The 22,730-nt window shown below is 52.7% G+C and carries 20 protein-coding genes; 1 reads left to right on the top strand and 19 read right to left on the bottom strand.

What is annotated here, in order from left to right; genetic code table 11:
• Positions 1-55: 55 nt before the first annotated feature.
• The 4 genes from CXIVA_RS06685 to ybaK are packed head-to-tail and all read right to left on the bottom strand — an operon-like array spanning position 56 to position 2,980.
• Entirely contained in the window at positions 56-1,456 is a 1,401-nt protein-coding gene (locus tag CXIVA_RS06685) for an MATE family efflux transporter (protein ID WP_013977244.1), read from the bottom strand.
• A 24-nt stretch (positions 1,457-1,480) separates the two neighbouring features.
• A complete protein-coding gene (locus CXIVA_RS06680; protein ID WP_050979261.1) occupies positions 1,481-1,738 on the bottom strand; it encodes a hypothetical protein in 258 nt (85 codons plus the stop codon).
• 54 nt (positions 1,739-1,792) lie between these two features.
• Positions 1,793-2,446 (bottom strand): DUF308 domain-containing protein, encoded by a 654-nt coding sequence (locus CXIVA_RS06675; protein WP_013977242.1) that lies wholly within the window; start codon positions 2,444-2,446, stop codon positions 1,793-1,795.
• Positions 2,447-2,500: 54 nt separating this feature from the next.
• Positions 2,501-2,980, bottom strand: coding sequence for a Cys-tRNA(Pro) deacylase (ybaK, locus tag CXIVA_RS06670; RefSeq protein WP_013977241.1), 480 nt, complete (start codon positions 2,978-2,980; stop codon positions 2,501-2,503).
• 300 nt (positions 2,981-3,280) lie between these two features.
• Between ybaK and CXIVA_RS14025 the strand changes: the two genes are divergently transcribed.
• Positions 3,281-4,450, top strand: a complete 1,170-nt coding sequence (locus CXIVA_RS14025; RefSeq protein WP_148267797.1) for an NlpC/P60 family protein — start codon at positions 3,281-3,283, stop codon at positions 4,448-4,450.
• Between the two features lie 147 nt (positions 4,451-4,597).
• Here the strand turns inward: CXIVA_RS14025 and CXIVA_RS06655 are convergent, their stop codons facing one another.
• The 15 genes from CXIVA_RS06655 to CXIVA_RS06580 form a co-directional block, all read right to left on the bottom strand.
• Positions 4,598-5,254 (bottom strand): sortase, encoded by a 657-nt coding sequence (locus CXIVA_RS06655; RefSeq protein ID WP_013977238.1) that lies wholly within the window; start codon positions 5,252-5,254, stop codon positions 4,598-4,600.
• Between the two features lie 154 nt (positions 5,255-5,408).
• On the bottom strand, positions 5,409-6,095 hold the full coding sequence (locus CXIVA_RS06650) for a pilin N-terminal domain-containing protein (RefSeq protein ID WP_013977237.1): 687 nt from the start codon (positions 6,093-6,095) through the stop codon (positions 5,409-5,411).
• Positions 6,092-7,024 (bottom strand): class C sortase, encoded by a 933-nt coding sequence (locus tag CXIVA_RS06645; RefSeq protein WP_148267796.1) that lies wholly within the window; start codon positions 7,022-7,024, stop codon positions 6,092-6,094. The genes CXIVA_RS06650 and CXIVA_RS06645 overlap by 4 nt, the downstream gene beginning before the upstream one ends.
• Positions 7,025-7,186: 162 nt before the next feature.
• Complete coding sequence (locus CXIVA_RS06640; RefSeq protein ID WP_041727686.1) at positions 7,187-8,599, bottom strand: SpaH/EbpB family LPXTG-anchored major pilin; 1,413 nt, start codon at positions 8,597-8,599, stop codon at positions 7,187-7,189.
• Between the two features lie 91 nt (positions 8,600-8,690).
• On the bottom strand, positions 8,691-13,289 hold the full coding sequence (locus CXIVA_RS06635) for a SpaA isopeptide-forming pilin-related protein (protein WP_013977234.1): 4,599 nt from the start codon (positions 13,287-13,289) through the stop codon (positions 8,691-8,693).
• Positions 13,290-13,373: 84 nt separating this feature from the next.
• On the bottom strand, positions 13,374-14,036 hold the full coding sequence (lepB, locus tag CXIVA_RS06630; protein WP_013977233.1) for a signal peptidase I: 663 nt from the start codon (positions 14,034-14,036) through the stop codon (positions 13,374-13,376).
• Positions 13,951-14,313 carry a hypothetical protein gene (locus CXIVA_RS14225; protein WP_013977232.1) on the bottom strand — a complete coding sequence of 121 codons (363 nt, stop codon included), beginning with the start codon at positions 14,311-14,313 and terminating at the stop codon, positions 13,951-13,953. The genes lepB and CXIVA_RS14225 overlap by 86 nt, the downstream gene beginning before the upstream one ends.
• Positions 14,314-14,960: 647 nt before the next feature.
• Positions 14,961-16,112, bottom strand: a complete 1,152-nt coding sequence (locus CXIVA_RS06620; protein ID WP_013977230.1) for an ATP-binding protein — start codon at positions 16,110-16,112, stop codon at positions 14,961-14,963.
• A gap of 372 nt (positions 16,113-16,484) precedes the next feature.
• Positions 16,485-16,634, bottom strand: coding sequence for a FeoB-associated Cys-rich membrane protein (locus tag CXIVA_RS13840; RefSeq protein WP_013977229.1), 150 nt, complete (start codon positions 16,632-16,634; stop codon positions 16,485-16,487).
• An 81-nt stretch (positions 16,635-16,715) separates the two neighbouring features.
• Complete coding sequence (gene feoB, locus CXIVA_RS06605) at positions 16,716-18,908, bottom strand: ferrous iron transport protein B (protein WP_013977228.1); 2,193 nt, start codon at positions 18,906-18,908, stop codon at positions 16,716-16,718.
• Positions 18,909-18,999: 91 nt separating this feature from the next.
• Complete coding sequence (locus CXIVA_RS06600) at positions 19,000-19,221, bottom strand: ferrous iron transport protein A (RefSeq protein ID WP_013977227.1); 222 nt, start codon at positions 19,219-19,221, stop codon at positions 19,000-19,002.
• A gap of 49 nt (positions 19,222-19,270) precedes the next feature.
• A complete protein-coding gene (locus tag CXIVA_RS06595) occupies positions 19,271-19,480 on the bottom strand; it encodes a FeoA family protein (RefSeq protein WP_013977226.1) in 210 nt (69 codons plus the stop codon).
• Between the two features lie 478 nt (positions 19,481-19,958).
• The gene (locus CXIVA_RS06590) at positions 19,959-21,911 is read right to left on the bottom strand and encodes a heavy metal translocating P-type ATPase (protein WP_083835061.1); all 1,953 of its coding nucleotides are present in this window, start codon (positions 21,909-21,911) and stop codon (positions 19,959-19,961) included.
• 188 nt (positions 21,912-22,099) lie between these two features.
• Positions 22,100-22,318 carry a cation transporter gene (locus CXIVA_RS06585; RefSeq protein ID WP_013977224.1) on the bottom strand — a complete coding sequence of 73 codons (219 nt, stop codon included), beginning with the start codon at positions 22,316-22,318 and terminating at the stop codon, positions 22,100-22,102.
• Between the two features lie 48 nt (positions 22,319-22,366).
• Positions 22,367-22,681: a metalloregulator ArsR/SmtB family transcription factor gene (locus CXIVA_RS06580; protein ID WP_013977223.1), complete on the bottom strand. Its 315-nt coding sequence runs from the start codon at positions 22,679-22,681 to the stop codon at positions 22,367-22,369.
• Between the last annotated feature and the right edge of the window lie 49 nt (positions 22,682-22,730).

Below are 22,730 nucleotides of genomic sequence, written 5' to 3'. Positions count from 1 at the left end.
ACTGTCTGTTCTTCCCGGCAGCCGTCTTCATCTCTGCAAACTGTCTGTCCTTCTGTCAGGATACGCGGGCCAGCATCTGATCCAGGCTGCGCACCAGCCGCCGGCGCAGAAGCAGCGTCACGGTAAAGCCCACGCCTTCCGCTATGGTCACGGACCACCATACCAGCGTCAGGCTGCCGGTCAGCGACATCAGGTACGCCAGGGGAAGCAGCACCACGATCTGCCGGATAAAGGACACGATCAGGCTGTACATGCTTTTGCCGGTGGCCTGATAGAAGGAACCGGAAATCACGGATACCCCGGCGCAGGCAAAGACCAGACTGTTGATCCGCAGTTCCAGGATTCCCTGGGTCAGCATTTCCCCGGAAGCGTCAAACAGTCCCATGATCTGTCCCGGAAACAGCTGAAACAGCGCCAGCCCGACCCACATAAAAATACAGCCGTAGAGCAGGCCGGTCCGGTGGGCGGACAGAATCCGTTTTTTGTTTCCCGCGCCGAAATTATACCCGATAATCGGCACCAGTGCGTTATTCATTCCAAACAGCGGCATGAAGACCACGCTCTGAATCTTGAAATACACCCCGAACACCGCCACTGCGGTCAGGGAAAACTTTAACAGAATTTTATTCATGCCGAACAGCATGATTGAACTTAAGGAAACCATCAGCATGGACGGAAATCCGATGAGATAGATCTGGCGGATCACGGAAGCCCGCGGCCGCAGGTTCCGCAGCTTTAAACGGATTTCCGGATTGTACTTCCGGTTGAAATAATAGGCCAGTATGCCTGCCACGCACTGGGCGATTACCGTGGCCAGCGCGGCGCCCGCCACTTCCATCCGGGGAAAGGGGCCGATGCCGAAGATCAGCAGGGGATCCAGCACAATATTGATGACCGCGCCGGTGACCTGCGTAACCATATTGTATACGGTGCGGCCGGTGGCCTGCAGGAAGCGTTCCATGGTGATCTGAACAAACAGGCCGATGCTGACCCCCAGAACGATCTGCATATAGTCCACGGCATACCCTGCCACCACCGCCGCGTGGGAGGGATCAATTCCCGGGCTGTTGATCTGGGTCTGAATAAAGGGGCCGGAAAAGCAGAGGCCGATCACCAGAAACACGCCGAAGCTCACCAGCTCCGCCAGCAGACCGTTTCCCGCGGTCAGGTCCGCTTCCTCCTGATGCTTCTGCCCCAGCCGCCGGGAAATCAGCGCATTGTATCCGACGCCGGTCCCGGTAGCCACCGCGATCATCAGATTCTGCACCGGTGACACCAGGGAAACCGCTGTCAGCGCGTCTTCACTGAGTCTGGCCACAAACATGCTGTCCACCACATTGTACAGCGCCTGCACGATCATGGAAATGATCAGGGGCACCGACATGGTAAGGAACAGCCGGTTCATATTCATTTCGCCCATTGCTCTGGAATCTATTTCTGTCTTTTCTTTCTTCATGCCATCCTTCCCCGTCCGCAGTCTTTACGGACGGTTCTTTTCTTTTCCTGTTACTTCTTCTTCCTCCGGGAACTCCACAATAACGTAATAGCCCTTCGGCGTATGCTTAATATCCGCTACCCGGCCTTCCCGGGATTTCAGCCGTTCGGAAAACGCGTAATTTGCCGACATGGCATAGGACCGCCCCAGGGTATAGTACCAGGAATTCGGCAGCTTGCTTTCTGTCACCGGCAGGACATCTCCCACCGCAAGCAGGCCTGTGCGCTCCATCTTAAATTCCATCTTCCTCACTGCAATTCCGCCTCCTGTCCGGAAACTGTCTCCGTCCCGCACCGGCTACCGATCAATCCGGTGACTCTCTTCCTCCTGGTAATCCACGTCAATCACATCCCTGTCTGCCCGGGACTTTCTGCCGAAAGGGCCGGAGCCGCTGCCGGGGCCCTTTCCGGAGCCTTTGCCGAAGCCGTCAAACATGGATCTTCCCTTCCTGCTGGTATAGATGCCATTGATGCCTGTCAGGATCAGAAGGATCCCCAGCACGACAATCAGAATCCGGGCCATGGTCCAGGGGTGCACGATCAGGACCACACCGATCACCATGGACGCGAGGGAAGTAAACAGCACCGGTGTCACGCGGAAGCCGCTCACGGCCCCCAGAAAGACCAGGCCGCGGATCCCGTAAAACAGCAGCGCCAGACCGATCAGCACCGGTATAATGCTGATGACAAATCCGGGGGCTGCCAGAAACCACAGTCCAAACAGGATCACCACCACCGCCGGCACACAGGCTACATAGCGGTAAGTCGGATCATCGCTGCGGAACGCCTCCAGGATCCCGGTAAAACCGGTAATCAGCAGTAGGACACCCAGGATCCGGAAAAGGACCGTCACTGTCGTTCCCGGCCACACCACCATCAGGGCTCCCGCCACAATCAGAAATATGGAATAATTGCGAAAGGCGTCCAGGCCTTTTCGAAACAGCTCTTTCATCGATACACTCCTTTCGTTCTCTGTTCGGCTCCGATTCGCTCAGTCCAGATCCGCTCAGTCCCTGGCAATATCCGCAAATACCGCCCCGGTCATGGCCACAAGGTCCTCCGGTTTTAATTTCAGGCTCAGCCCGATCCGCCCGCCGCTGATATAAATCCGGGGCTGCTGTTCCGCGGTACAGTGAATCACCGTAGGATACTGCTTCTTCATGCCGATGGGCGAACATCCGCCGCGGATGTATCCGGTTACCTTATTAATATCTTTCACGTGGATCATTTCCACGGATTTTTCGTGAACGGCCCGGGCCGCCTTCTTCAGATCCACTTCCATGGCAATGGGGATCACATAGACATAGTACTGTCTGCTCTTTCCCTGCATCACCAGTGTCTTGTAGGAAAGATCCGCATCCGCGCCGGTGGCTTCCGCCATATGCATGCCGTCGATGAATTCCTCGCATTCATAACGCAGCATCTCATAGGGGATCTTCTTCCGGTCCAGCATGCGCATTGCGTTTGTCTTCGCTTCTTTACTCAATGGGTACCTCCCTTCTGTCCTTTCTGCCGTCTGCGCAGCGGACAAAAGGCCGGCTCTGCCGGCTACTATGCATTATAACACTGACCTTTTATAAAAAATATATGAAATCTACCCAGAATCCTTCCTTCCAACTGCGTATAATCTTGACAATTTGCCCCCGTGCTCCTATACTTATCAGTAATTGTTACAAATTCGTTACATTTGTTCCATCTTTATGACAGATAATTTTCGGAAAATGTTACGAATTATTCATCAATTTTGCAACCATGATGTATGAAAACGGAAGCGAGGTCCTGAACTTTGAAATCCAGATTTGTCCGCCCCATGATAACAGCTGCACTGTCTGCCGCCCTGCTGATCGGCAGCGCCTCTGCGGTATCTGCCGCTCCGGCAGCCGCAGATTCCGGCACCGGGACCGCAGCTGCATCCGGCTCTTCTGCAGAGACCTCCGCTTCTTCTGCAACCGCATCTGACCGCTCCGCTTCCGGGGCTGCCGGTTCTTCCGCGGCCGTATCCGACGGTTCTTCCGCTGCCGTATCCGACGGCGCTTCGGAAACCGGGAATTCTGCCGCAGCGGCAGCCGGCAGCTCCTCTTCTGCGGCCTCCGGCTCTGCCCAGTCTGCCTCCGGCGATTCTTCCGAGAAAAACACGGAATCCCAGACCGGCAGTTCCTCTGCAACGACTTCCAAAACCCCAGGGGCTGCCTCCGGCAGCGCTTCTTCCCGGAAATCCCTGTCTCTCCGCGCTCCCCACATCACCAGAGTTTCCTCCGGCAGACGGGTATTCACGGTCCGCTACGGCAAAGTCACAGGAGCTTCCGGCTATGAGGTCCGCTATTCCATTCATTATGACATGTCCCGCTCCACGCGGAAAGACCGGAAGTCTTCCCGTTCCCTTACCGTACGGAACCTGAAGTCCGAAGGCATCTATTTTGTACAGGTACGGGCCTATGGAAAAACCAACGGCAAAAAGGTGTACAGCAAGTGGAGCGAAAAAAAGGCCGCCAAATACGTCTACTACCGTTCGAACCTGACCGAAGTACGCGCCTTAAGCCTGCTGAAAAACACCAAAAACTCCAGATCCCGGAACGCGCTTCAGTATGCGCTGGCCCGGGCGGGCCATCCCTACAGCCAGGCCAGACGCCATTCCGGCATCTATTATGACTGCAGCTCCCTGGCGTATTACGCCTACCGGTCCGCAGGTGTAAAGATTGCCTCCGGCAGGGATTTCACCGCCGCCGGCGAAGCGTACCGCCTCCGCGGCAAAAGGGTCTCCTATTCTTCCATGAAGCCGGGCGCGCTGATTTTCTTCAGCTACGGACGCAACGGCCGCTACCGAAACATCACCCATGTGGCCATGTACGCCGGCAGAGGCATGCTGATCGAAGCAGCCAACAGCCGGATCGGTGTGGTTTACCGGCCGATCCACAGCCGCGGCAGCATCGTCATGATCTGTGATCCCGCAAAATAATTTCCCGCGGATTCTTCCGCAGGTTCCTGAAACAGGCAGGCAGCCCTGCCCGTTACTTTCAAAAGCACGCAGACCCTCATGGCCTGCGTGCTTTTTCAGATATGTCATTACAGCTTTTTTCCAAATATGGCGCCGCGCATCTGGTGTTTAGTTTTTCCGTATGCAGCGAACCGCGCATCTGGTCTGTCCGCCTGTATTGCAGGTAAACAGTGTCAGATCCCATTTGTTGCCGGTTTCGGAATTTCCCCCGGAATTCTTCTCCGCCTGATTGTCCACCATTTCCTCCACTGCCGTGGGGCGCACGGTTTCCACATTGCTGACCACGTAATGCAGGCGGAGCCCCTCCACATTGGTGAAATATACATCCGCGCCGACAGCGATCCATTTGAGCGGACTGAAGTGGGAGGCGTAATTATGCCCGCAGATCACCAGATTATCCGCATAATAGGACCCGCTGTACCGGCAGGGCGCCAGCTTCAGATTCCGGTAACTCCAGTCTGCCATCACCGGCAGACGCCTGGAAATACTGGGAATTTCCAGCGTACCGATATACTGCCTGCCGTCAATGGTCACCACCGGCATCTCTTTGTTCGGATCCAGTTTCCGCAGCCCTTCCTCCGTCACCGTATGCTGAATCTGCTTCGCGACTGCCGCCGATTCCCGGCCGGCCCGGCCGGAATCCCAGACATTATACAGCACCAGCAGCGCGGCTGCCAGGATACAGGCTATTCCGGCGGTACGAATCAGTATCCGGAGCCGCCGGAAGGGCCTGTTCTGTGTTTCGTTTTTTTTCTGTCCCATCATTTCATGCCTCTGTCCTGTTTTTCACCTGATGATCCTTTGACCACGGTATCTCTCCGGCAGCTTTCCTGCAGAGAACGCCGCTGATCTCCATAAGGTCAGCGGCGTTCTTCTGCCGGATTCTATCCAGTTGACTTCTCCCTGACGCCTGTCAGAATCAGGCGTTTTTTCTCTTTCTGCTGCCGGCAATCAGAAGCGCGGCTCCCGCGCAGGCCAGTACCGGCACCGGCCACCAGAGCTGTCCGGTCTGCGGCAGCCGGTGGTCAATCGGAGTTGGTGTCGGGGTCGGAGCAGGGGTCGGCTCTGTCTTTTTGCTTACCTTTCCGGGTTTCGGATTGGCTGTAATATCATACGTTGTAACTCCGTCCGTATCGGTAAACGGCACGGTTACCAGGAAGGGGTTCAGTGTGGTATATCCATCCGCTTCCTTTGTCTGGATAAAGAGGTATACTCCTTCCGGCAGATTGGAAAACCGGGCAGTTCCTTTCTGATCGACGGTCCGGGTATCCATGGTCTCTGCTTTGCTCTGTTCCGCAATCGATGCCAACTGATCTGCCAGCTGATCACTGAAGTCAGAATTTTTTTCCAGTTTTTCCGTGCTGCTGCTGAAGTCACGGGTATAGACGAATTTTCCGTCCTGTACCGCGGCCACCTGATAGATCGCCAGCGTACCCCCGGCTACCGCGTGTCCGTCGGTATCTTCCACATTAACGGTAATGGTACCTGTCTTCCCGCTGTCCGCCAGGGCCGGCCTGCTTCCTGCCGCAAGCCAGAAACACAGTACTGCCGCAAGCACTGCCAGGATTCCGATGGTCTGCAATTTTACATGTACTTTCATTTTCATAATTCTGGTCCCTCGCTTTTCGTCTTTCCCCTGTGCTTCCGTCTGCGTCTGCCGGTTACCGCAAACACATAGATCACAAGCACGATGATAATCGGCACAGCAACAAATGGTATGACATAGATCGGCTGGATCTGAATCGCGTCTGCCAGAATCGAGGCATTGCCGTTCAGATTTTTCACTCTGTGTCCCCGCACCAGCAGCCGATGTGTATTGATTCCATAGGGCGTACAGGTCAGCAGGGTACAGTAATCCTTCCCTTTCACGATCTTCAGATCAGACAGATCCGTAGGCTCTACGATGCGGATCTGGTCCACTTCATACGTCAGCGTGCGGTTCAGCACATGGATCGTAAATGTATCGCCCTCCCGCAGCTGATCCAGATCTGTAAAAAGCTTTGCCGACGGCAGCCCCCGGTGTCCGGACAGAACCGAATGGGTCCCTTTTCCGCCGATGGGAAGGGAAGTTCCCTCCAGATGCCCGATGGATGTCTGAAGCACCGCTTCATTTGTCCCGTGATAAATCGGCAGCTGAACGCTGATTTTCGGGATGTCGATGTATCCCATGGAGCCGTCTTCTCCCACATTCAGCTGACGCTCATATGCTGCTTTCTCCTTTTTGGAAAGGTTCCAGTTAATCCCGTGTTTTGTAATCTGCCGGTTATATTTTTTCGCATTGCGGAGGATCCGGCTGTAGTCGGTTTTGCTCATATCCGCCACTTTCGCCGAATAGCTCATGACAGCCCGGGACTGATGGAACGAATTCCAGTAATTGCTGACGGTGGGATACAGCAGCAGTCCGACTCCTACCGCAAATACTATAATCAGCAGAATCAGCGTCACCCGCTGTCTTCCCCGCCGGGAGGCCCTTCCTGCCGATGTGCCGCGCGAAGCGCCTTTCCTGCCGCCATGCCGCCTCTTTTCCCTGTTCAATACCTGTGACTCCTTCTTGCTGTCTCCTTTAGTACCTGCTGTACCAGGGATCTCTGTGTACTCGCGCCGGCGAATCCACACAGATCGCTTTTACAGCCGGAACCGTTTCATTCCTCCGGAGCCGTATTTCCACGGCTCCGGGAATGAAATGGTAATTGCTGACTATCTGCTCATTCTGCGTCTGCTTACAAGAACAATGCCTGCGCCTGCCACACAGATAATACCTACCAGATAGAAGATCCGGGTGCCTCTGCCACCGGTGGACGGAAGAGCGGTACCTTTGTTATTTTCTACCGGCTGTACCAGACTGTTGTCTGCATTGACTGTGATGGACACGGCACCTGTCAGCTTGTTGTAGCCTGCGGGCGCTTCTGTCTCTTCGATGGAATAGCCTTCATCCGCATCCACGCCGGTGATGGTAATGTTGCCGGAATCAACTGTAACGAACTCGTTTACAGCGCCTGACTCATTTTCATTTTTTGCCACTCGATATTCAGTACCAGCATCGTTTGCTTTGACCAGTTTCACCAGATTACCGTCTTTGTCCAGCAGTTTGAATTTTGCGCCTGCCAGAGGGTTTCTGTTCGAATCCGCACCGTCATATTTGTTTACCTGGAATTTGTAAGTATGAACTTTCGGTGTGGATTCTGTGGTTGTCTGGTTGGAATAGGTCAGCTTAGATGTGTTGGTCTCATCTTTACCGGCCACTGCATTTTCATTCAGGGTAGCGGAGTATTTGATCACAACCACATCATTTTCTTCCAGGTTCTTTACATAATCAGCATTCAGTGTCACCTCAAAGGTGCAGACGTCAGTCAGTCCGGTCGTTTTCACTGAGTAATTATCTTTCGGAACAGTTTCACCGTCTTTTGTTACAGTAAAGGAGTCTGTATTCAGGCTCAGTCCCTTGCTCATAGTATCATGTACGGTAATCGCCTGATCAGTACCCTTGCTGTCTGTCACCTGAATCTGATAGTATACGGTATCGCCGATCTGTGCGTTGGCATTGCTGCCATACGTGCCGTTTTCAGTATCGGATACGGTTTTTTCTTCGGAAGGAATTGTGTTTTTCTCCTCCACTGTCACATTTTTGGCGGTGTCCAGTGCACACAGAGAACCAAGTGTGGTATCCACAAAGTAATATCCCTTGGAAAGTCCAGTAATTTCAGCTTTGCCGTCTGCTGCTGTAACATGAGCTGCCGCTGTAAGCTTATCCTTTACACTGTCCAGTAATTTTGCAAACTCCTCTGCCTTCGCTGCGTTGAACGTGTCTTTGTCTACGGTCACTACATATTCATCGGTGGTACCGATCTGTTTGAAGGTCAGTCCTTCAGCACCTGGTTTTCCCTCTATCAGGTTAACAATATTTTTATTCGCTGTGTAGGATACCGCATCGTCAGTCTCAGACGCATAGGATGCATCAAAAATCTTATATGCGGTATACGTCTCACCGTTTTTCGCATTGTTCACTGTAATGGTGTAATTGTCTGCTGCCATTGCCGGGATACACATCGCCAGCACCATAACGGCCGCAAGCAGGAATGCAATTATTTTTCTTGTCTTCCCCTTCTTCATAACTTTCATCCTTTCTTCTGTGCAAACTGCTAGTATATTTTATTGACTTCCTTTTGTGACGCATGTTTCAGACTCTGCCGGTTTTCCGGATTTACCGGTCCGACACTCTCTTTTTTCTGCGCCGCATCAGGAGGCCGTACATCAAAGCCGCTGCTGAAAGTGCGCAGCCGCCTAATGTATAAGGTAAGGTGCCGGATCCTCCGGCGGCCGGAAGCTGAACTCCCGTGCTGTTTTTAATGGTAATCGTATAGGTCAGGACGCCGTCTTTTACCGTAGGTTTCAGCGGATCCTGAGAGGCTGAATTATCTGCCTGTGTATAGGTTACGCCGTCTGCCGTGACATGGATCACAACATCGCTGGTCAGTCTGTCATATCCATCCGGTGCCTTGGTCTCCACCAGATAGTAATCTCCGATGGGCAGCGCGCCGATGGCGCCGATCCCCTCGGAAGAAGTCTGGATGGTGCCGACTTCATTACCATTCGGATGGGTTGCTTTTGTCCTGTGGGCGCTGTCTTTGTACAATTCAAAGGTGGCGCCGCCTAACTTCGTGTTGTCCGTAGCAGATACTTTCAGGATATTGACATGGGCCGCGGTCTGTCGGTTGGTTAATGTACTGGTGTACTGCGTATTGGCCTCCACGGTTCCTTCGATGTTTTCAAAACTCTCCTGTGTGTACCCATTCGGAATATCTGTTTCTTTAAAGAACCAGGTGGTTCCTGTCGGAAGGCTTAAAAACTCCACAGTCTCTCCGGCTTTCAGTTTTACATCAAAGCCGCTGCTGTCTGTCACGCCGATCCGTTTGCCCTTTGTCCCGTCTCTGCTGACAATCCGGTATACAATACCATCGCTTTCACTGCTGCCTACAGTCTGGCTGTCTCTGGTATAAGCCTTCCCGTCTTTGTCTTCCATGACACAGTGTACGGTAAATTCCGCCTTCTCCGGATAAATCGTATTTCCAGCGGCATCCTTCACCACCTTGGTCAGGGCAATGCTTCCCTTGAGCCGGTTGCTGGCCTTAAGGGAAGTCAGCGGATTGTCCTTGATCTCTTTGATCCCCGTGATACTGCCGCTGGAGCCATAAGTAAATACTACATTCCGGAGCGTACCGTTTACCAGCATCGGGTGATAGGTCTCGGTATCCAGTTCAAAATGGTAGTCTTCCTTCTGCTCCGTAATGTCATAGTCCGCGCCCTTTTCCAGGATATAGTAAACCGTTCCCTGGTAAGTCACCGTCGTGTACTTCGATGTATCCAAGCCATAGGAATCTATACTGTCCTTATCTACCATCAGGCCCGGCGCAATGTCAATGGTCTCTTCCGGCCAGACCGCGGATACCGGATTGCCGTCGGAATCCCTGGACACCGTCGGTGTGATTGTGATCCCGGATTTATAGGCTTTGCTGTTTTTCTTCAGATCCAGGATTACCTTATAATCCGGATTCTCCTTCAGTATTGCCAGCAGCTGGGACGAATCCGAAGAATCCTGCCACTCCTTGCGCAGTTTCAGCGTAGAGGCCGTCAGTCCTACGGGATCCGGGTTTGCTATACCAGCCGTTTTTGGATCGGAATATACCGGATCTTTGTTGGTTTCCCGCTTCACGGTCTGATACTTCACCTGGGCCGTGGTATTGGTATTCAGGCCATAGGTTCCGTCCGCCTTTTTTGTAATCTGCGCCTTCTGGGCATATGTCAAACCTTCGTAGCTCTTGATTCCATTATTCAGATCTGCCACCAGATCATAGGCTGCCTGACTGGGCCATACCGTAAAGCTTACGGTATAGGTTACGCCGTCTTTTAAGTCATAATCTCCCATCTCCCATTCCACACTGTGTGTAGAAGAATTGTAGGACGCGCGTCCCGGAATTTTCGTCAGCTCCGTGGATGTGATGTCATTGCCGTCTTTGTCCGTAATCTTATACGTAAAGCTGTCTGCCGAACCGGAGACCACTGCAGAAGCGGTCATGCTGGTCAGTCCGTCGGTAATATCTACCTTCGTATAGGTAAAATTCTTCTGAATATCCTCGATAATATTAGCAAAGGCCGCATTCAGCGCCGACTGGTTGGAGGCGGTCTGGTAATGGTCCTTCGGATAGTAGCCGCTCTCCAACCCGGTATAGGCATAAGCGGTCAGATTCTTCATTCTGGACACATCCCCGAATACTCCCAACGTATAGAAGTGCTTGCCCTTATTTACAATACTGCGGGCATCATCCCTGGCTGCGTTGTAACTGTTCAGGATATTCTGATCCGTTTCCTGCCCAGTTCCATACGGCCTTGTGCCATAATATGTGGGATTGCCGTCAGACACAAAGATCACATAGGTCTCCGCGCCGGACCGAGTCTGGACACTGTCGGCCTGTTTCAGGGCTGCTTCCCAGTTAGTTCCGGTATTATATACACCGACTGCCGCATTTACCGCCTGCTGAAACGTGTTCAGGCTCGAAGTGCCGGAAACCATCGTCTGTGCACCGTTGTTGAATGTCACCAGGGACAGCTGCACCGTATCCGGGTGCGCGCCGGTGTTGTTCTGCAGCAGCGCCTTTGCCAGGTCGTTAATGGCATTCTGCGCAACCACATCTCTTCTGCTTCCCGACACACTGTTCCGCATACTGCCGGAACGGTCCAGTACCACAATCACATCCGCCTTAGTATGGCTGGTAGTTGCCTTGGAAGCTCCCGTGACGCTCAGGGACAGATTATAGGTGCCGTCCCCGTTGCTGCTCAGGGTCTTTTCCGTAGCGGGAGCATTCAGACCGCCGCTGTCCTCTTCTTCACCAGGCTGTGCGGGATCCATTTTGTCCGCCCGGAAACTTTCCGCAAAAAAGATCTTTTTTGCGGTAAACGAATCCTCGGCACGATTCTGACCCTTCAGTTTCAGCGTCTGGGTACTGGTATTCATGCCAAGATAGTTATATCCATTATAATAGCTATAGCTATACAGCCGTCCCTGTTGATCTCTGTTCAGATAGGCTCTTTCCTTGCTTATACCGCCGGAAGCAAAAGGAGCAATATACGCCGACCCATCCCCATTGCGGATATACGTGCCTCTCTGATCGCCAGCGACCGTCCATTGATAATCCGAAAGCTGCTCTTCCGACGTGACCTGTTCAAAGGTCACCTTGCCGGTACCGGCATCATAGTTCACATTCCGCAGATTACCATTGCTGTCCACGGCGTAATAATTCTTGTTGTCATTGGTCAGCACCATGATATAGGTACCGTTTTCCGGCCAGCCGTCAGCCAGATCCTGTACCACGGTTCCGGTTACAGAGAAGCTGTCCTGCCGGAAGGTCACGGAGGCAATCCCCCCGTCCTTGCCTTTGGCGGATTTGTCGATATCGATGATCTCCGTGCCTTTGGAAGCGAAATGCACCGCTTTCATTTTCTGGCCTGTTTTCACCGCCACCTGATCTGCGTAAGTGATCTTTACGGTCACCGGTGCCTTGGGCTCGATTTCTTTGCCGTCCGACAGGATGCTGATGTCGAAGAATTTTGCGTCCGAGACCTTCGGATCCTCCTGGCTGTTTTCTTCTTTTTTCTCTGCAGTATCTTCAGACGCCTCGGATGCCTTTTTCCCTGTCCCGTTTTCCTTCTTCAGGGCGGCTTCCGACTGTTTCAGATAATTCTGATATTCCTTGGTGTCTTTGCGGATTTCCTTAACTTTCAGTTCCGCGCCTTCCGGGATCCCGGCGTCTGTTTTATAGCTCACCTCTACCGTGGCGGAGGTGCCGTCTGCCGTGATCACGCCGCTGGCGATCTTCTCTGTGTCTACAATGCCGTATACCGAGAAGGAATCCGCGTCGAATCGGACTTCCTTTACCTTGGCGGACGCGCGGGCAGAGGTTCCTTCCGTCCGGAGGCTGACAACCTCTTTTTTGCCGTTGTCTTTAAAGTGCACGGCCTGGATGTTTTTCTCGGAATAGGTCTGAATGGCATCCCGGTACCGAATGCTGACGGATACGTCAGCCGAAGGTTCCACGGTTTTGCCGTCCTTTTCAAAAGAAATGTCATAGAACCGGGCAGATTTCAGTCTGCTGACTCTGCTGTCCTTGTTCTGCAGGGTTTTCAGCGCGCCTGCCTGATACGCTTCGTAATCCTTCTTTGCGGAATCTTTGGTGATCTCATGCACTTTCAGTTTGACGCCCTTGGGCAGCTGTGCCGCCTTGTCAAAGGAGACAGTCACGGTATAGTCGTCTGCCTGATAGGTCAGGGCGGTCTCTGCGGTAATCAGATCCTCCTCTGTGTCTGGCTTGCTGTCTTTCTGCTTCTGTGGGCTGTCTTCTTTCTGAGCAGTATCTTTTTTCTGCTCGGTATCTTTTTTCTGCCCGGCAGTGTCTGTTTCGGCAGTCTTCTGCTTTGTGTCCGAAGTCTTCGCCGCGTGTTCCGCGGTTTTGCTGCTTTCACTGCTTTCCGAAGCCTTCTTTTCTCCGGCAGCCCCGTCTGTGTCTGCTTTGGATATCTCTTTGCTCTCTGCTTTCCGGTCACTGCCGGAAGCGCCGGCGCCGGCTTCCTGCGTCACCCCGCTCTGCTGCGTCATGGTATTCTGATCCAGGGTGATCCCGGGCAGAATCAGCGCGTAGGTCGTGGCAAATACCACCACGGACGCCAGCGCGACAATAACCCGCAGTCTTCGTTTCACAGTTTTTCGCAGGGCCATTATTTTTTCGATCATTTTCTGCATGAATTTCATGGTGTCTCCCCTCTCAATCTCCTGACAAGCTAATCTTCGTGCAGTCTGGTCTGAATCACAGCTGCGGACATTTCTCCGTCCCAGCTAGCCAACCGTCCCCATTTCCGACAGCGGCCATATCCGAAAGACGATCTTTCCAACGATCTGTTCCTGTGATACACATCCGATGGCAGTGCTTCTGGAGTCAATGGATACCTTCCGGTTGTCCCCCATGACAAACACTTTTCCTTCGGGCACCTGGTAAGGAAGGTCGATATTCGTCTCTCCGTAAGCCTTCGAACTGAGGTATGGTTCGTCGATTTTCTTCTGGTTCACATAGACATTTCCTGACTTGTCTATATTTACCCACTCTCCCGATGTGGCAATCACACGCTTGACCAGAATATTGTTGTTGTAGTAAAAAGCGATGATGTCACCGGTCTCGAACTCAGCTCCCTTCAGCGAGATTACAATGTTGCCGTTATCCAGTGTGCCATGCATGGACTTTCCGTAAATCTTCAGGATGGGAAGCAGCATTACCGCCACCAGCACAGCCACTGCCGCCACCACGATCAGTACAAACACCGAGCTGCGGATAGTACCCCAGAACCGCCGTTTCTCCGTCACCCGTGTATACTCTTCTTTGATACTGGCTGCGGAGGGCAGTCCCTGCCCGGACGCGTCATGCTGTGGTGTCTCTGTCTTCTGCCGGATCTCCTGCAGTTCCTCCCTGCCGGCATCCCCTCTGCTGTACTTCTTGCTGTTCATTTCCGGAATTCTCCCTGTTGTCTCCTGTCTGCGCGGTCAGATGAATTACATTGGCCAGATATAAATCCGCGGTGCGCTGCGCCTCCTGAAAGATGTCCGTCAGCTGCATCGCCGCCTCCGCGATGGATCCTGCTTTGGAAATGATGATCTCCCGCCGGTCCAGTTCGGCCTTCAGTTCTGTCACCTGCTGCTGCAGGCGTTCCATCTCTCTGCCCTGTTCCAGCATAATTTCCAGCAGTTCCACACGCTTTAATCTGCGCAGCTCCTTCTCTGTCATGCAAATTCACCTGTTCCTTCTGTCATTCCGGCCGCGGGAAGGCGGCACGGCTTCTCTCGCTGTCAGTTTTATTCTACCTTTGCCGTTCCCAGAAGTGAACTGGCCAAAAGGATAGTTTTTCACCGGGCTGGTCACCGGCCTTGCGAACTGTATTTTTTGTATCTTTTTCCTTATATGAATCTTTTCGCTGTATCGTAACGTAACGAAATTTTACTTCTGTACTAGTAACTTTTTTGTAATTATACCGTAAGAAGAGAATAAATTCAATGCAGCTCAACTATTTTATTCGTTTCGTTATACACTCCCGCATTTCTTTTGTCTATATTGTACAAATTATGCTATCTGTCTCCTACCCCTTTATTCATGTTGACAGTTTGACCCTATTAGTATAAAATAAAAAAGATGTAACATGCGGATGCTTTCCATCGCATCTGTATTTCTTTGCGCCCTTACGCGCGGTCATTCCGAAGAAACGCATTGGATGCGGTTCTCTGTTCTATTATTATATACGTTTTTCGTTTGATTTACCGATCCCGTACGATTTTCGCCTGTTTTTCTTCGAAAATCACTTGAGTTATTCCCGTTTCAGCGCGCAGTATCTGTACATTTCCCGCCGATATTCCGCGATCGGGAGAACTGCGGCAGTCTCAGCTTTCCTTCTCATACTCGTCCAGAAAACTGTGGCGGACCCCGTCTTTTTTATAGGCAATAATGGTCTTCAGATTGACATTTTCCACACTGCGGAAAATATTCTTTTCCACAAACGGATTCTGCCGGTGCAGGTCGGCGATCAGGGCCTTGATCTCTGCCCGCTTGGAGCCCTGCTCCGTCCCGCCGCAGGATGCGCAGCTCTCGGTGAGGCGGCAGGCGCAGGCGATAAAATTCAGATGATTGCTGTCCCGCCACCGCCGGATATCCTCCTCCCGGATCAGATACATCGGGCGGATCAGTTCCATGCCTTCAAAATTGGTGCTGTGCAGCTTCGGCATCATGGTCTGAATCTGGCCGCTGTACAGCATGCCCATCAGGATGGTCTCGATCACATCATCAAAATGGTGTCCCAGGGCAATCTTGTTGCAGCCCAGTTCCTTTGCCTTGGCATAGAGGTGCCCCCGGCGCATGCGGGCGCAGAGATAGCAGGGAGAGTCCGGCTGGTCTGCCACGATATCAAAGATTTCCGACCGAAAGACCGTAATGGGCACATGCAGAAGGCGGGCATTTTCTTCCACGGTCCTGGCGTTGAGTTCATTGTACCCAGGATTCATTACCAGGAATACGGTCTCAAAATTTTTCTTCCCGTGCCGGGCCAGCTCCTGAAAACACTTGGCCATTAGCATGGAATCCTTTCCGCCGGAAATGCAGACCGCGATCCGGTCCCCGTCCTGAATCAGGTCATAGGTATTGATGGCCTTGGTGAATTTTCTCCAGATTTCTTTCCGGAATTTCTTCTGTATACTGCGTTCGATCTCCCGGCAGCGCTCCTGCTGCAGCACGGGATCCCCGCTGGATAAGTGCAGTTTCCGGCTGATCCAGGCACGGTAGCCCTGTTTGATGCTGTAGGCTTCGTATCCGGCCTCCTGCAGCTCATCCGCCAGATCTTCACTCTTCTGTCCGGTATAGCAGATCAGGTAAATGGGCCGGTCTTTGGGCAGATCCGCGGTCTCCGGATCAAACATTTCCCAGTACATGGACTGCGCCCCGGGATATGTCTCCCGGGCATAATCTTCCGGTTTGCGGATATCCAGGATCAGCTTTTCCCGGGTATCCTGCTCCATCTCTTCAATTGTCTTTATCAGCATAAAGAATCCTCTTTTCTACTACAATGTATTTATGGTTAAAAATCCTCTCTTCAAAAACCCGGTCTATTATGACAGTTTCCGAAGCTTTTTTCAATCTTCCGGCGGCAGAAGCGATAAAAATCCAGCGGCACAGCAAAAAATCCGGCGGCAGAAGCGATAAAAATCCAGCGGCACAGCAAAAAATCCGGCGGCACAGCAAAAAATCCGGCGATTCCGCCGGATTTTTCCCAAAGCGGCACGTCTGCATTCCGCAGTCCCGCACCGCCGCTTATATTTTTTCTCTGACCAGGCCGCTGTCAGGAAAGCTTTCACTTCCTGCAGCGGCTGCCCGGCAGCGCGCCGGGACAGCCGCCGCTGTTTTGCGGGATCCGGTCAGTGGCAGCATCCGCCGCCCTTGCGGCATTCACTGCAGTTCATGCCGCACTGAAGGCTCTTTCCGGCCTTCCGGTCTTTGATCATCGAACGAATAATCAGTGTCACTGCGGCTGCCAGCGCAGCTGCGATAATAATTGTTCCAGCCATATTGCAAGCCTCCTTTTCCATACAGATTCTATCACAGATTTTCGGTTTCTGCCCGTTTTCCGGAAAAATTTACAGTTCCGTTTAATTCGCGTCTATGGACAGATGGCTGACCCCCATGTCATCCACATCCTTATAAGGACGCACCAGGAGATAAATGAACAGGGCCACAATCGCGAAAGCCACTACGGTGCCTACACCGAACACGCCCTGGGTGAGCATGCCGATCTGGTAAATGCACAGGGCCGCGCCATAGGCCAGCAGGCACTGATAGCCGATTGCTGCCAGGAACCACTTTGGATTGTTCATCTCTCTGCGGATCGCTCCCATGGCGGCAAAGCACGGCGCGCACAGCAAGTTGAATACCATGTAGGAATAGGCCGCCAGGGGAACGACTGCTGTCCGTACAGCCGCCCACACTTCCGTGCCGTCTTCTGCCACGCTGTCCATATGTCCGAACAGGATACCGAAGGTACCTACTACATTTTCCTTTGCCATCAGACCGGTAATTGCCGCAACCGCGAATTTCCAGTTGCCCCAGCCCAGCGGCCGGAAGATAATCGCGATCCTGTGCCCGATCATTGCCAGGATGCTGTTCTCCATGTCCACAGAATCCAGCATCTGCCAGGTGCCGTTTACGACTCCGAAGCTGGACAGCGCCCAGATCAGAATGGTCGCCAGCAGGATGACCGTACCTGCCTTTTTGATAAAGGAGAATCCGCGCTCCCACATGGACCGGAGGATGGTTCCCGCGGTCGGCATATGATAGGAAGGAAGCTCCATGACAAAGGGAGCCGGCTCACCGGCAAAGGCACGGAATTTCTTTAAAAGGATTCCCGAGCATACGATGGCCGCACCGCCGATAAAGTAAGCAGACGGAGCCACCCACCACGCGTTTCCGAAGAACGCGCCGGCAATCAGGGCAATAATCGGCAGTTTCGCGCTGCAGGGAATAAATGTGGTTGTCATAATGGTCATCTTCCGGTCCCGGTCGTTTTCAATGGTTCTGGAAGACATGATACCGGGCACGCCGCATCCGGTTCCGATCAGAATCGGAATAAAGGATTTGCCGGACAGCCCAAACTTCCGGAAGATCCGGTCCATAATAAACGCAACCCTGGCCATATATCCACAGGACTCCAGGAATGCCAGGCACGCAAACAGCACCAGAATCTGAGGCACAAAGCCGAGAACCGCGCCTACGCCGGCAATGATTCCATTCACGATCAGACTATGGAGCCACGGCGCGCAGTTGATGGCATCCAGGCCGGCATCCACCAGCGGCGGCAGGGAGCCCACATGCAGATTCGGATTGCCGAACAGATTCCAGCCATCCGTCCCGAACACGCCGTCATTTACCCAGTCTGTCAGGATTCCGCCCACCGTAGTCACGGAGAGCACATACACCAGAATCATGATGCCCGCAAAAATCGGAAGGGCAGCAATGCGGTTGGTTACCACCCGGTCGATCCGGTCAGACACCGTCAGTTTTTCCTTATTCCTGCGTGTCAGGCATCCGTCAATCACATCGCTGACCACCTGGTACCGTTCATTGGCAATGATGCTTTCCACATCATCGTCAAATGCCTTCTCCAGTGTCTCGATTTCTTCGCTGACATCCGGTAAACCTGCATACTCTTCGCGGATTTTTTCATCGTTTTCCAGGAGTTTGATGGCAAAGAACCGCTTCTGTTCTTCGGGAACTGCCGTGCCAATCGCGCCTTCCACCTGTTCAATGGCCGCTTCCACCGGTTCCGAAAAATGGTGTCTGCAGTGATATACCTTATGCTTTTTCGCTGTCTCCATCGCCAGCTGTGCCGCTTTCTGAATACCGGTGCCCTTCAGCGCCGAAATCGGGACCGCCACTGTACCAAAGGCATCTCCCAGCTTTTTCATATCAATGGTATCGCCGTTTTTCTCTACCGCATCCATCATATTCACGGCAAGGATCACCGGGATCCCCAGCTCCATCAGCTGTGTGGTCAGATAGAGATTTCGCTCGATATTCGTTCCGTCAATGATATTGAGAATGACTTCCGGCCGTTCCTGCAGCAGGTAATTCCGAGCCACCACTTCTTCCAGTGTATAAGGGGACAGGGAATAGATTCCCGGGGTATCCCCGATTTTCACCTGACGGTCTGACTTCAGTCTGCCTTCCTTTTTTTCTACCGTAACGCCCGGCCAGTTGCCGACGTACTGATTGGATCCGGTCAGGGCATTGAACAGTGTGGTTTTTCCGCTGTTCGGATTGCCTGCCAGAGCGATTCGAATAGACATGTTTCACTCCTTACTTTTTATATTAACATTTCTTAACTTTGATTTTTCTCAGATAATTATTATTAGTTTATTCTAACTTTTAGTCAAAAAATTATCCCACAAGAATCATCTCCGCGTCATTTTTACGGATGGAAAGTTCATACCCGCGGATCGTAACCTCTACCGGATCCCCCAGCGGAGCCACTTTCCGGATGTAGACCTCAATCCCTTTGGTGATTCCCATATCCATAATTCTTCTGCGCACCGGTCCGGCGCCGTTCACTTTCTTTACCGTGACCGTCTCGCCTACCTGCGCCTCACGTAATGTCTTCATAACTCTTCCGCCTTTCACAGCTGTTCCCACGGGAATCAGCTGTCAGAATTTAAATAAATATTTTTGAAACAAGTTCTTTTCCGAGAGCCACACGGCTCCCCTTCACATTCACAATAAAGCTGCCTGACACTCTGGATACCACTGTCACTTCCGTGCCGACTGCAAATCCCAGATTCTCCAGATGTCTTCTGACTTTATCATTTCCTCCGATACGGACGATTCTGCAGGTTTCACCCTGGTTTGTCATAGTTAAAGGCATAACACCCCTCTTTTCCGGTACATTCACATCTGATCCTGTCTTTCCGCCTTATGGCATGCAAAGATTGGGAAGTTTCCTGTTACTTAGGTCATACTAGCACAACAATGGTTAGATGTCAATAACATAAATTGCGTACAATTAATTTCTCTTCTCTGCCCCGGCCCGGCCACGGCATTCCGCTTTTTCCGGCTTTGTACTTATGTTTATACATTGTTTAGAATTGATGCATTTTTATTTCATGATTCCTTTCCGAGTTTTTTAGAATTCTGTCATAATTTGCTCACATATTTTCGGTACTATAATCCTGCAAGCAAGATAACCACTCCAATATTAGATAAACATTTTCATAACTCAATCTCCCTATCAGAAAAAGCTGCCCATCGGCAGCTTTTTCTATGCGTTTCTTTATGCGTTTTTATTCGGTTCCTGTTCGGTTCGATGCGTTTTTATTTGATTCCTGTTCGGTTTCTATCGGGTTCTATTCGGTTTTACTTACAGCGGCTTCCTTCACCGGCTGCCCCTTTTCCTCGGTACGGCTCCTGTAGCGGCGCTTTGCCAGCGTGCGCATGGCATTCAGAATACAGATGATGGCCACGCCCACATCCGCGAACACAGCGGCCCACATATTGGCCAGGCCCAGGGCTCCCAGAATCAGAATCAGGATTTTCACCGCCAGGGCAAATACAATATTCTGTTTGGCTATGAACAGGGTCCGGCGGGCAATCCGCACCACCACAGGCAGCCGCAGCAGATCGTCATCCATAATTACGATATCCGCCGCCTCAATAGCCGCATCTGATCCCATCACACCCATGGCGATGCCGATGTCCGCCCGGGACAGCACCGGCGCGTCATTGGTGCCGTCGCCCACAAAAGCCAGGGTCTGCCGGTCGTTCTGCTGTGTCAGCAGCGCTTCCACCTGGCGGACTTTATCCCCAGGCAGCAGCTCGGTATAGACATGATCCAGGCCCAGCATCCGTCCGACTGCCTCGCCGGTTTCCTTCCGGTCGCCCGTAAGCATCACCACTTTGCCGACGCCTTCCTGCTTCAGTTCACGGATCGCTTCCGCCGCTTCCGGTTTCACCGTATCAGAAATCAGGATCGTACCCATCCAGCGGCCGTTTCGGGCCACATGGGCCACGGTAGCCGCGCCGCTGTCCACTGCGGGTACCGGTATGCCGCGCTCTTCCAGCAGTTTTTCACTGCCCACCAGGATTTCCGCGCCGTCAATGACCGCCCGGATTCCCTTTCCGCTGATATTCTCCACCGCGGATACCGCTGCCTCTCCCTCTTCCGCTTCACAGGCCGCGCAGATTGATGCAGCAATGGGGTGCGTAGAGCCGCGTTCCGCGGCCGCAGCGGTACGAAGCACTTCCTGTTCGGTGCCTTCCGCCGCGATCACCCGGGTCACCCGGAACTCGCCCCGGGTCAGCGTGCCGGTCTTGTCCGTCACGATTGTATCCAGACGGGCCATCTGCTCCAGGAAATTGGATCCTTTTACCAGAATTCCCATACCGGAGGCCGCGCCGATTCCGCCGAAAAATGCCATCGGTACGGAAATCACCAGGGCGCAGGGGCAGGAAATTACCAGAAATGTGCAGGCACGGTAGATCCACTGCAGGAGATTTCCCGCAAAAATCGGCGGTACAAACGCCAGTACCACAGCCGCCAGCACAACCACCGGTGTGTAATACCGGGCAAACCGCGTGATGAAATTCTCTGTCCGGGACTTTCGCGCGGAAGCATTTTCCACCAGTTCCAGAATCCTGGCCACCGTAGAATCCGCGTATTTTTTCTCCGCACAGACCCGCAGCAGTCCGTCCCCGTTAATACAGCCGGAAATAATGGTATCTCCCGGTTTTACGCTGCGGGGCACCGGCTCGCCGGTCAGTGCCGCCGTATCCACCAGGCTGCTGCCTTCTGTCACTCTGCCGTCCACCGGCACTTTTTCTCCCGGCCGGATCAGCAGAATATCCCCGATCTCCACCTGCGACGGATCAATGACTTCCGTTGTGCCATCAAACCGCTCCCGGACCGCTTCCGCCGGGGCGATATCCATCAATTCGCGAATGGAGCGTCTGGACTTATTGACCGCATAGCTCTGGAAAAACTCTCCCACCTGATAGAACAGCATAACCGCGGCTGCTTCCGCGTTTTCTCCGGTAGCAAACGCCCCGATAGCTGCCAGGGTCATAAGAAATTCCTCGTCAAAGACCTGTCCGTTGGCAATCCCATGGGCCGCGCCCCGGACCACCGGCCAGCCTACGATCAAAAACGGCACCAGATAGCACCCCAGCATCACCCACCGGTTCCGGAAAAACAGTTCCGCCCAGCCGGAGGCTTCCGATATACGCGCCAGTATCAGCAGGGCAAAAAAGATCCCTGCCGCGGTAAGAATACGTTTCAGTTCCCGTTTCTGCTTTTTTGTCAGTTTCATCATTCTCTCATTTCCCTCGGCCGGATGCGGCGCATCCCCGGCACCGTTCTTTCCACCGGTTCTGCCGAATTTCCTTTCATCTGCTTTGATTTTTTCTGTTCCGAGCCTGTTGATCGCTCAGAGCCTGTTGACTGCTCCGATCTATATGTCTGTTTCGATCTTTTCTGCTCCGCTCCCGCTGTTTACAACAGGATGGAACAATCCCGATCCACCCGGGACACTGCCTTCTGCGCCTGTTTCATGATTTCGTCAAACCGCTCTTCATCTGCTTCGATGATCAGTTTCTGTGTCATAAAGCTGACGCTCGCCTCCCGGACTCCGTCGATTTTTTTAATTGCCGCCTCCATCTTTGCCGCGCAGTTTGCGCAGTCCAGATCTTCCATTGTATACGTCTTTCTCATGATGTTTCTCCCTTCCTTGCTCCTTATTGCTCTTTTTATTGCTCTTTCTTACTCTTCAATATGTTCTTTACCCATCAGTATAATCGTCTTCACATGATCATCCGCCAGGGAATAGATCATCGCCTTCCCTTCCCGGCGGGAACGGATCAGCTTCGCAGTCTTTAAGATCTTCAGCTGATGTGAAATCGCGGACTGGTTCATATCCAGATCCTCGGTAATCTCGCTGACGCTCTTCTCGCCGCTGAACAGATCATACAGAATTTTCACCCGGGTCGTATCCCCGAACATCTTAAACAATTCTGCCAGATCACTGAGCTTCGCTTCGTCAATCTCATGAATCCGATGTATCTCTTCTCGATTCACCGCGCTCCTCCTTCCATATTCATATGAGCATAATTTCATATGAATATAT

It is taken from the genome of Clostridium sp. SY8519, from assembly GCF_000270305.1.
GTDB lineage: Bacteria > Bacillota > Clostridia > Lachnospirales > Lachnospiraceae > SY8519.
This window is presented reverse-complemented; position numbering and strand designations above follow the sequence as displayed.

Bases quoted from the DNA above. Each gene is read 5' to 3' on its own strand.
- feoB (WP_013977228.1), bottom strand. From the start codon at position 18,908: ATGTCTATTCGAATCGCTCTGGCAGGCAATCCGAACAGCGGAAAAACC.
- CXIVA_RS06620 (WP_013977230.1), bottom strand. From the start codon at position 16,112: ATGCTGATAAAGACAATTGAAGAGATGGAGCAGGATACCCGGGAAAAG.
- CXIVA_RS06675 (WP_013977242.1), bottom strand. From the start codon at position 2,446: ATGAAAGAGCTGTTTCGAAAAGGCCTGGACGCCTTTCGCAATTATTCC.
- CXIVA_RS06655 (WP_013977238.1), bottom strand. From the start codon at position 5,254: ATGATGGGACAGAAAAAAAACGAAACACAGAACAGGCCCTTCCGGCGG.
- CXIVA_RS06650 (WP_013977237.1), bottom strand. From the start codon at position 6,095: ATGAAAATGAAAGTACATGTAAAATTGCAGACCATCGGAATCCTGGCA.
- CXIVA_RS06585 (WP_013977224.1), bottom strand. From the start codon at position 22,318: ATGAGAAAGACGTATACAATGGAAGATCTGGACTGCGCAAACTGCGCG.
- CXIVA_RS06680 (WP_050979261.1), bottom strand. From the start codon at position 1,738: ATGGAATTTAAGATGGAGCGCACAGGCCTGCTTGCGGTGGGAGATGTC.
- CXIVA_RS06685 (WP_013977244.1), bottom strand. From the start codon at position 1,456: ATGAAGAAAGAAAAGACAGAAATAGATTCCAGAGCAATGGGCGAAATG.
- CXIVA_RS06640 (WP_041727686.1), bottom strand. From the start codon at position 8,599: ATGAAGAAGGGGAAGACAAGAAAAATAATTGCATTCCTGCTTGCGGCC.
- CXIVA_RS13840 (WP_013977229.1), bottom strand. From the start codon at position 16,634: ATGGCTGGAACAATTATTATCGCAGCTGCGCTGGCAGCCGCAGTGACA.
- lepB (WP_013977233.1), bottom strand. From the start codon at position 14,036: ATGAACAGCAAGAAGTACAGCAGAGGGGATGCCGGCAGGGAGGAACTG.
- CXIVA_RS14225 (WP_013977232.1), bottom strand. From the start codon at position 14,313: ATGACAGAGAAGGAGCTGCGCAGATTAAAGCGTGTGGAACTGCTGGAA.
- CXIVA_RS06595 (WP_013977226.1), bottom strand. From the start codon at position 19,480: ATGCCTTTAACTATGACAAACCAGGGTGAAACCTGCAGAATCGTCCGT.
- CXIVA_RS06600 (WP_013977227.1), bottom strand. From the start codon at position 19,221: ATGAAGACATTACGTGAGGCGCAGGTAGGCGAGACGGTCACGGTAAAG.
- CXIVA_RS06635 (WP_013977234.1), bottom strand. From the start codon at position 13,289: ATGAAATTCATGCAGAAAATGATCGAAAAAATAATGGCCCTGCGAAAA.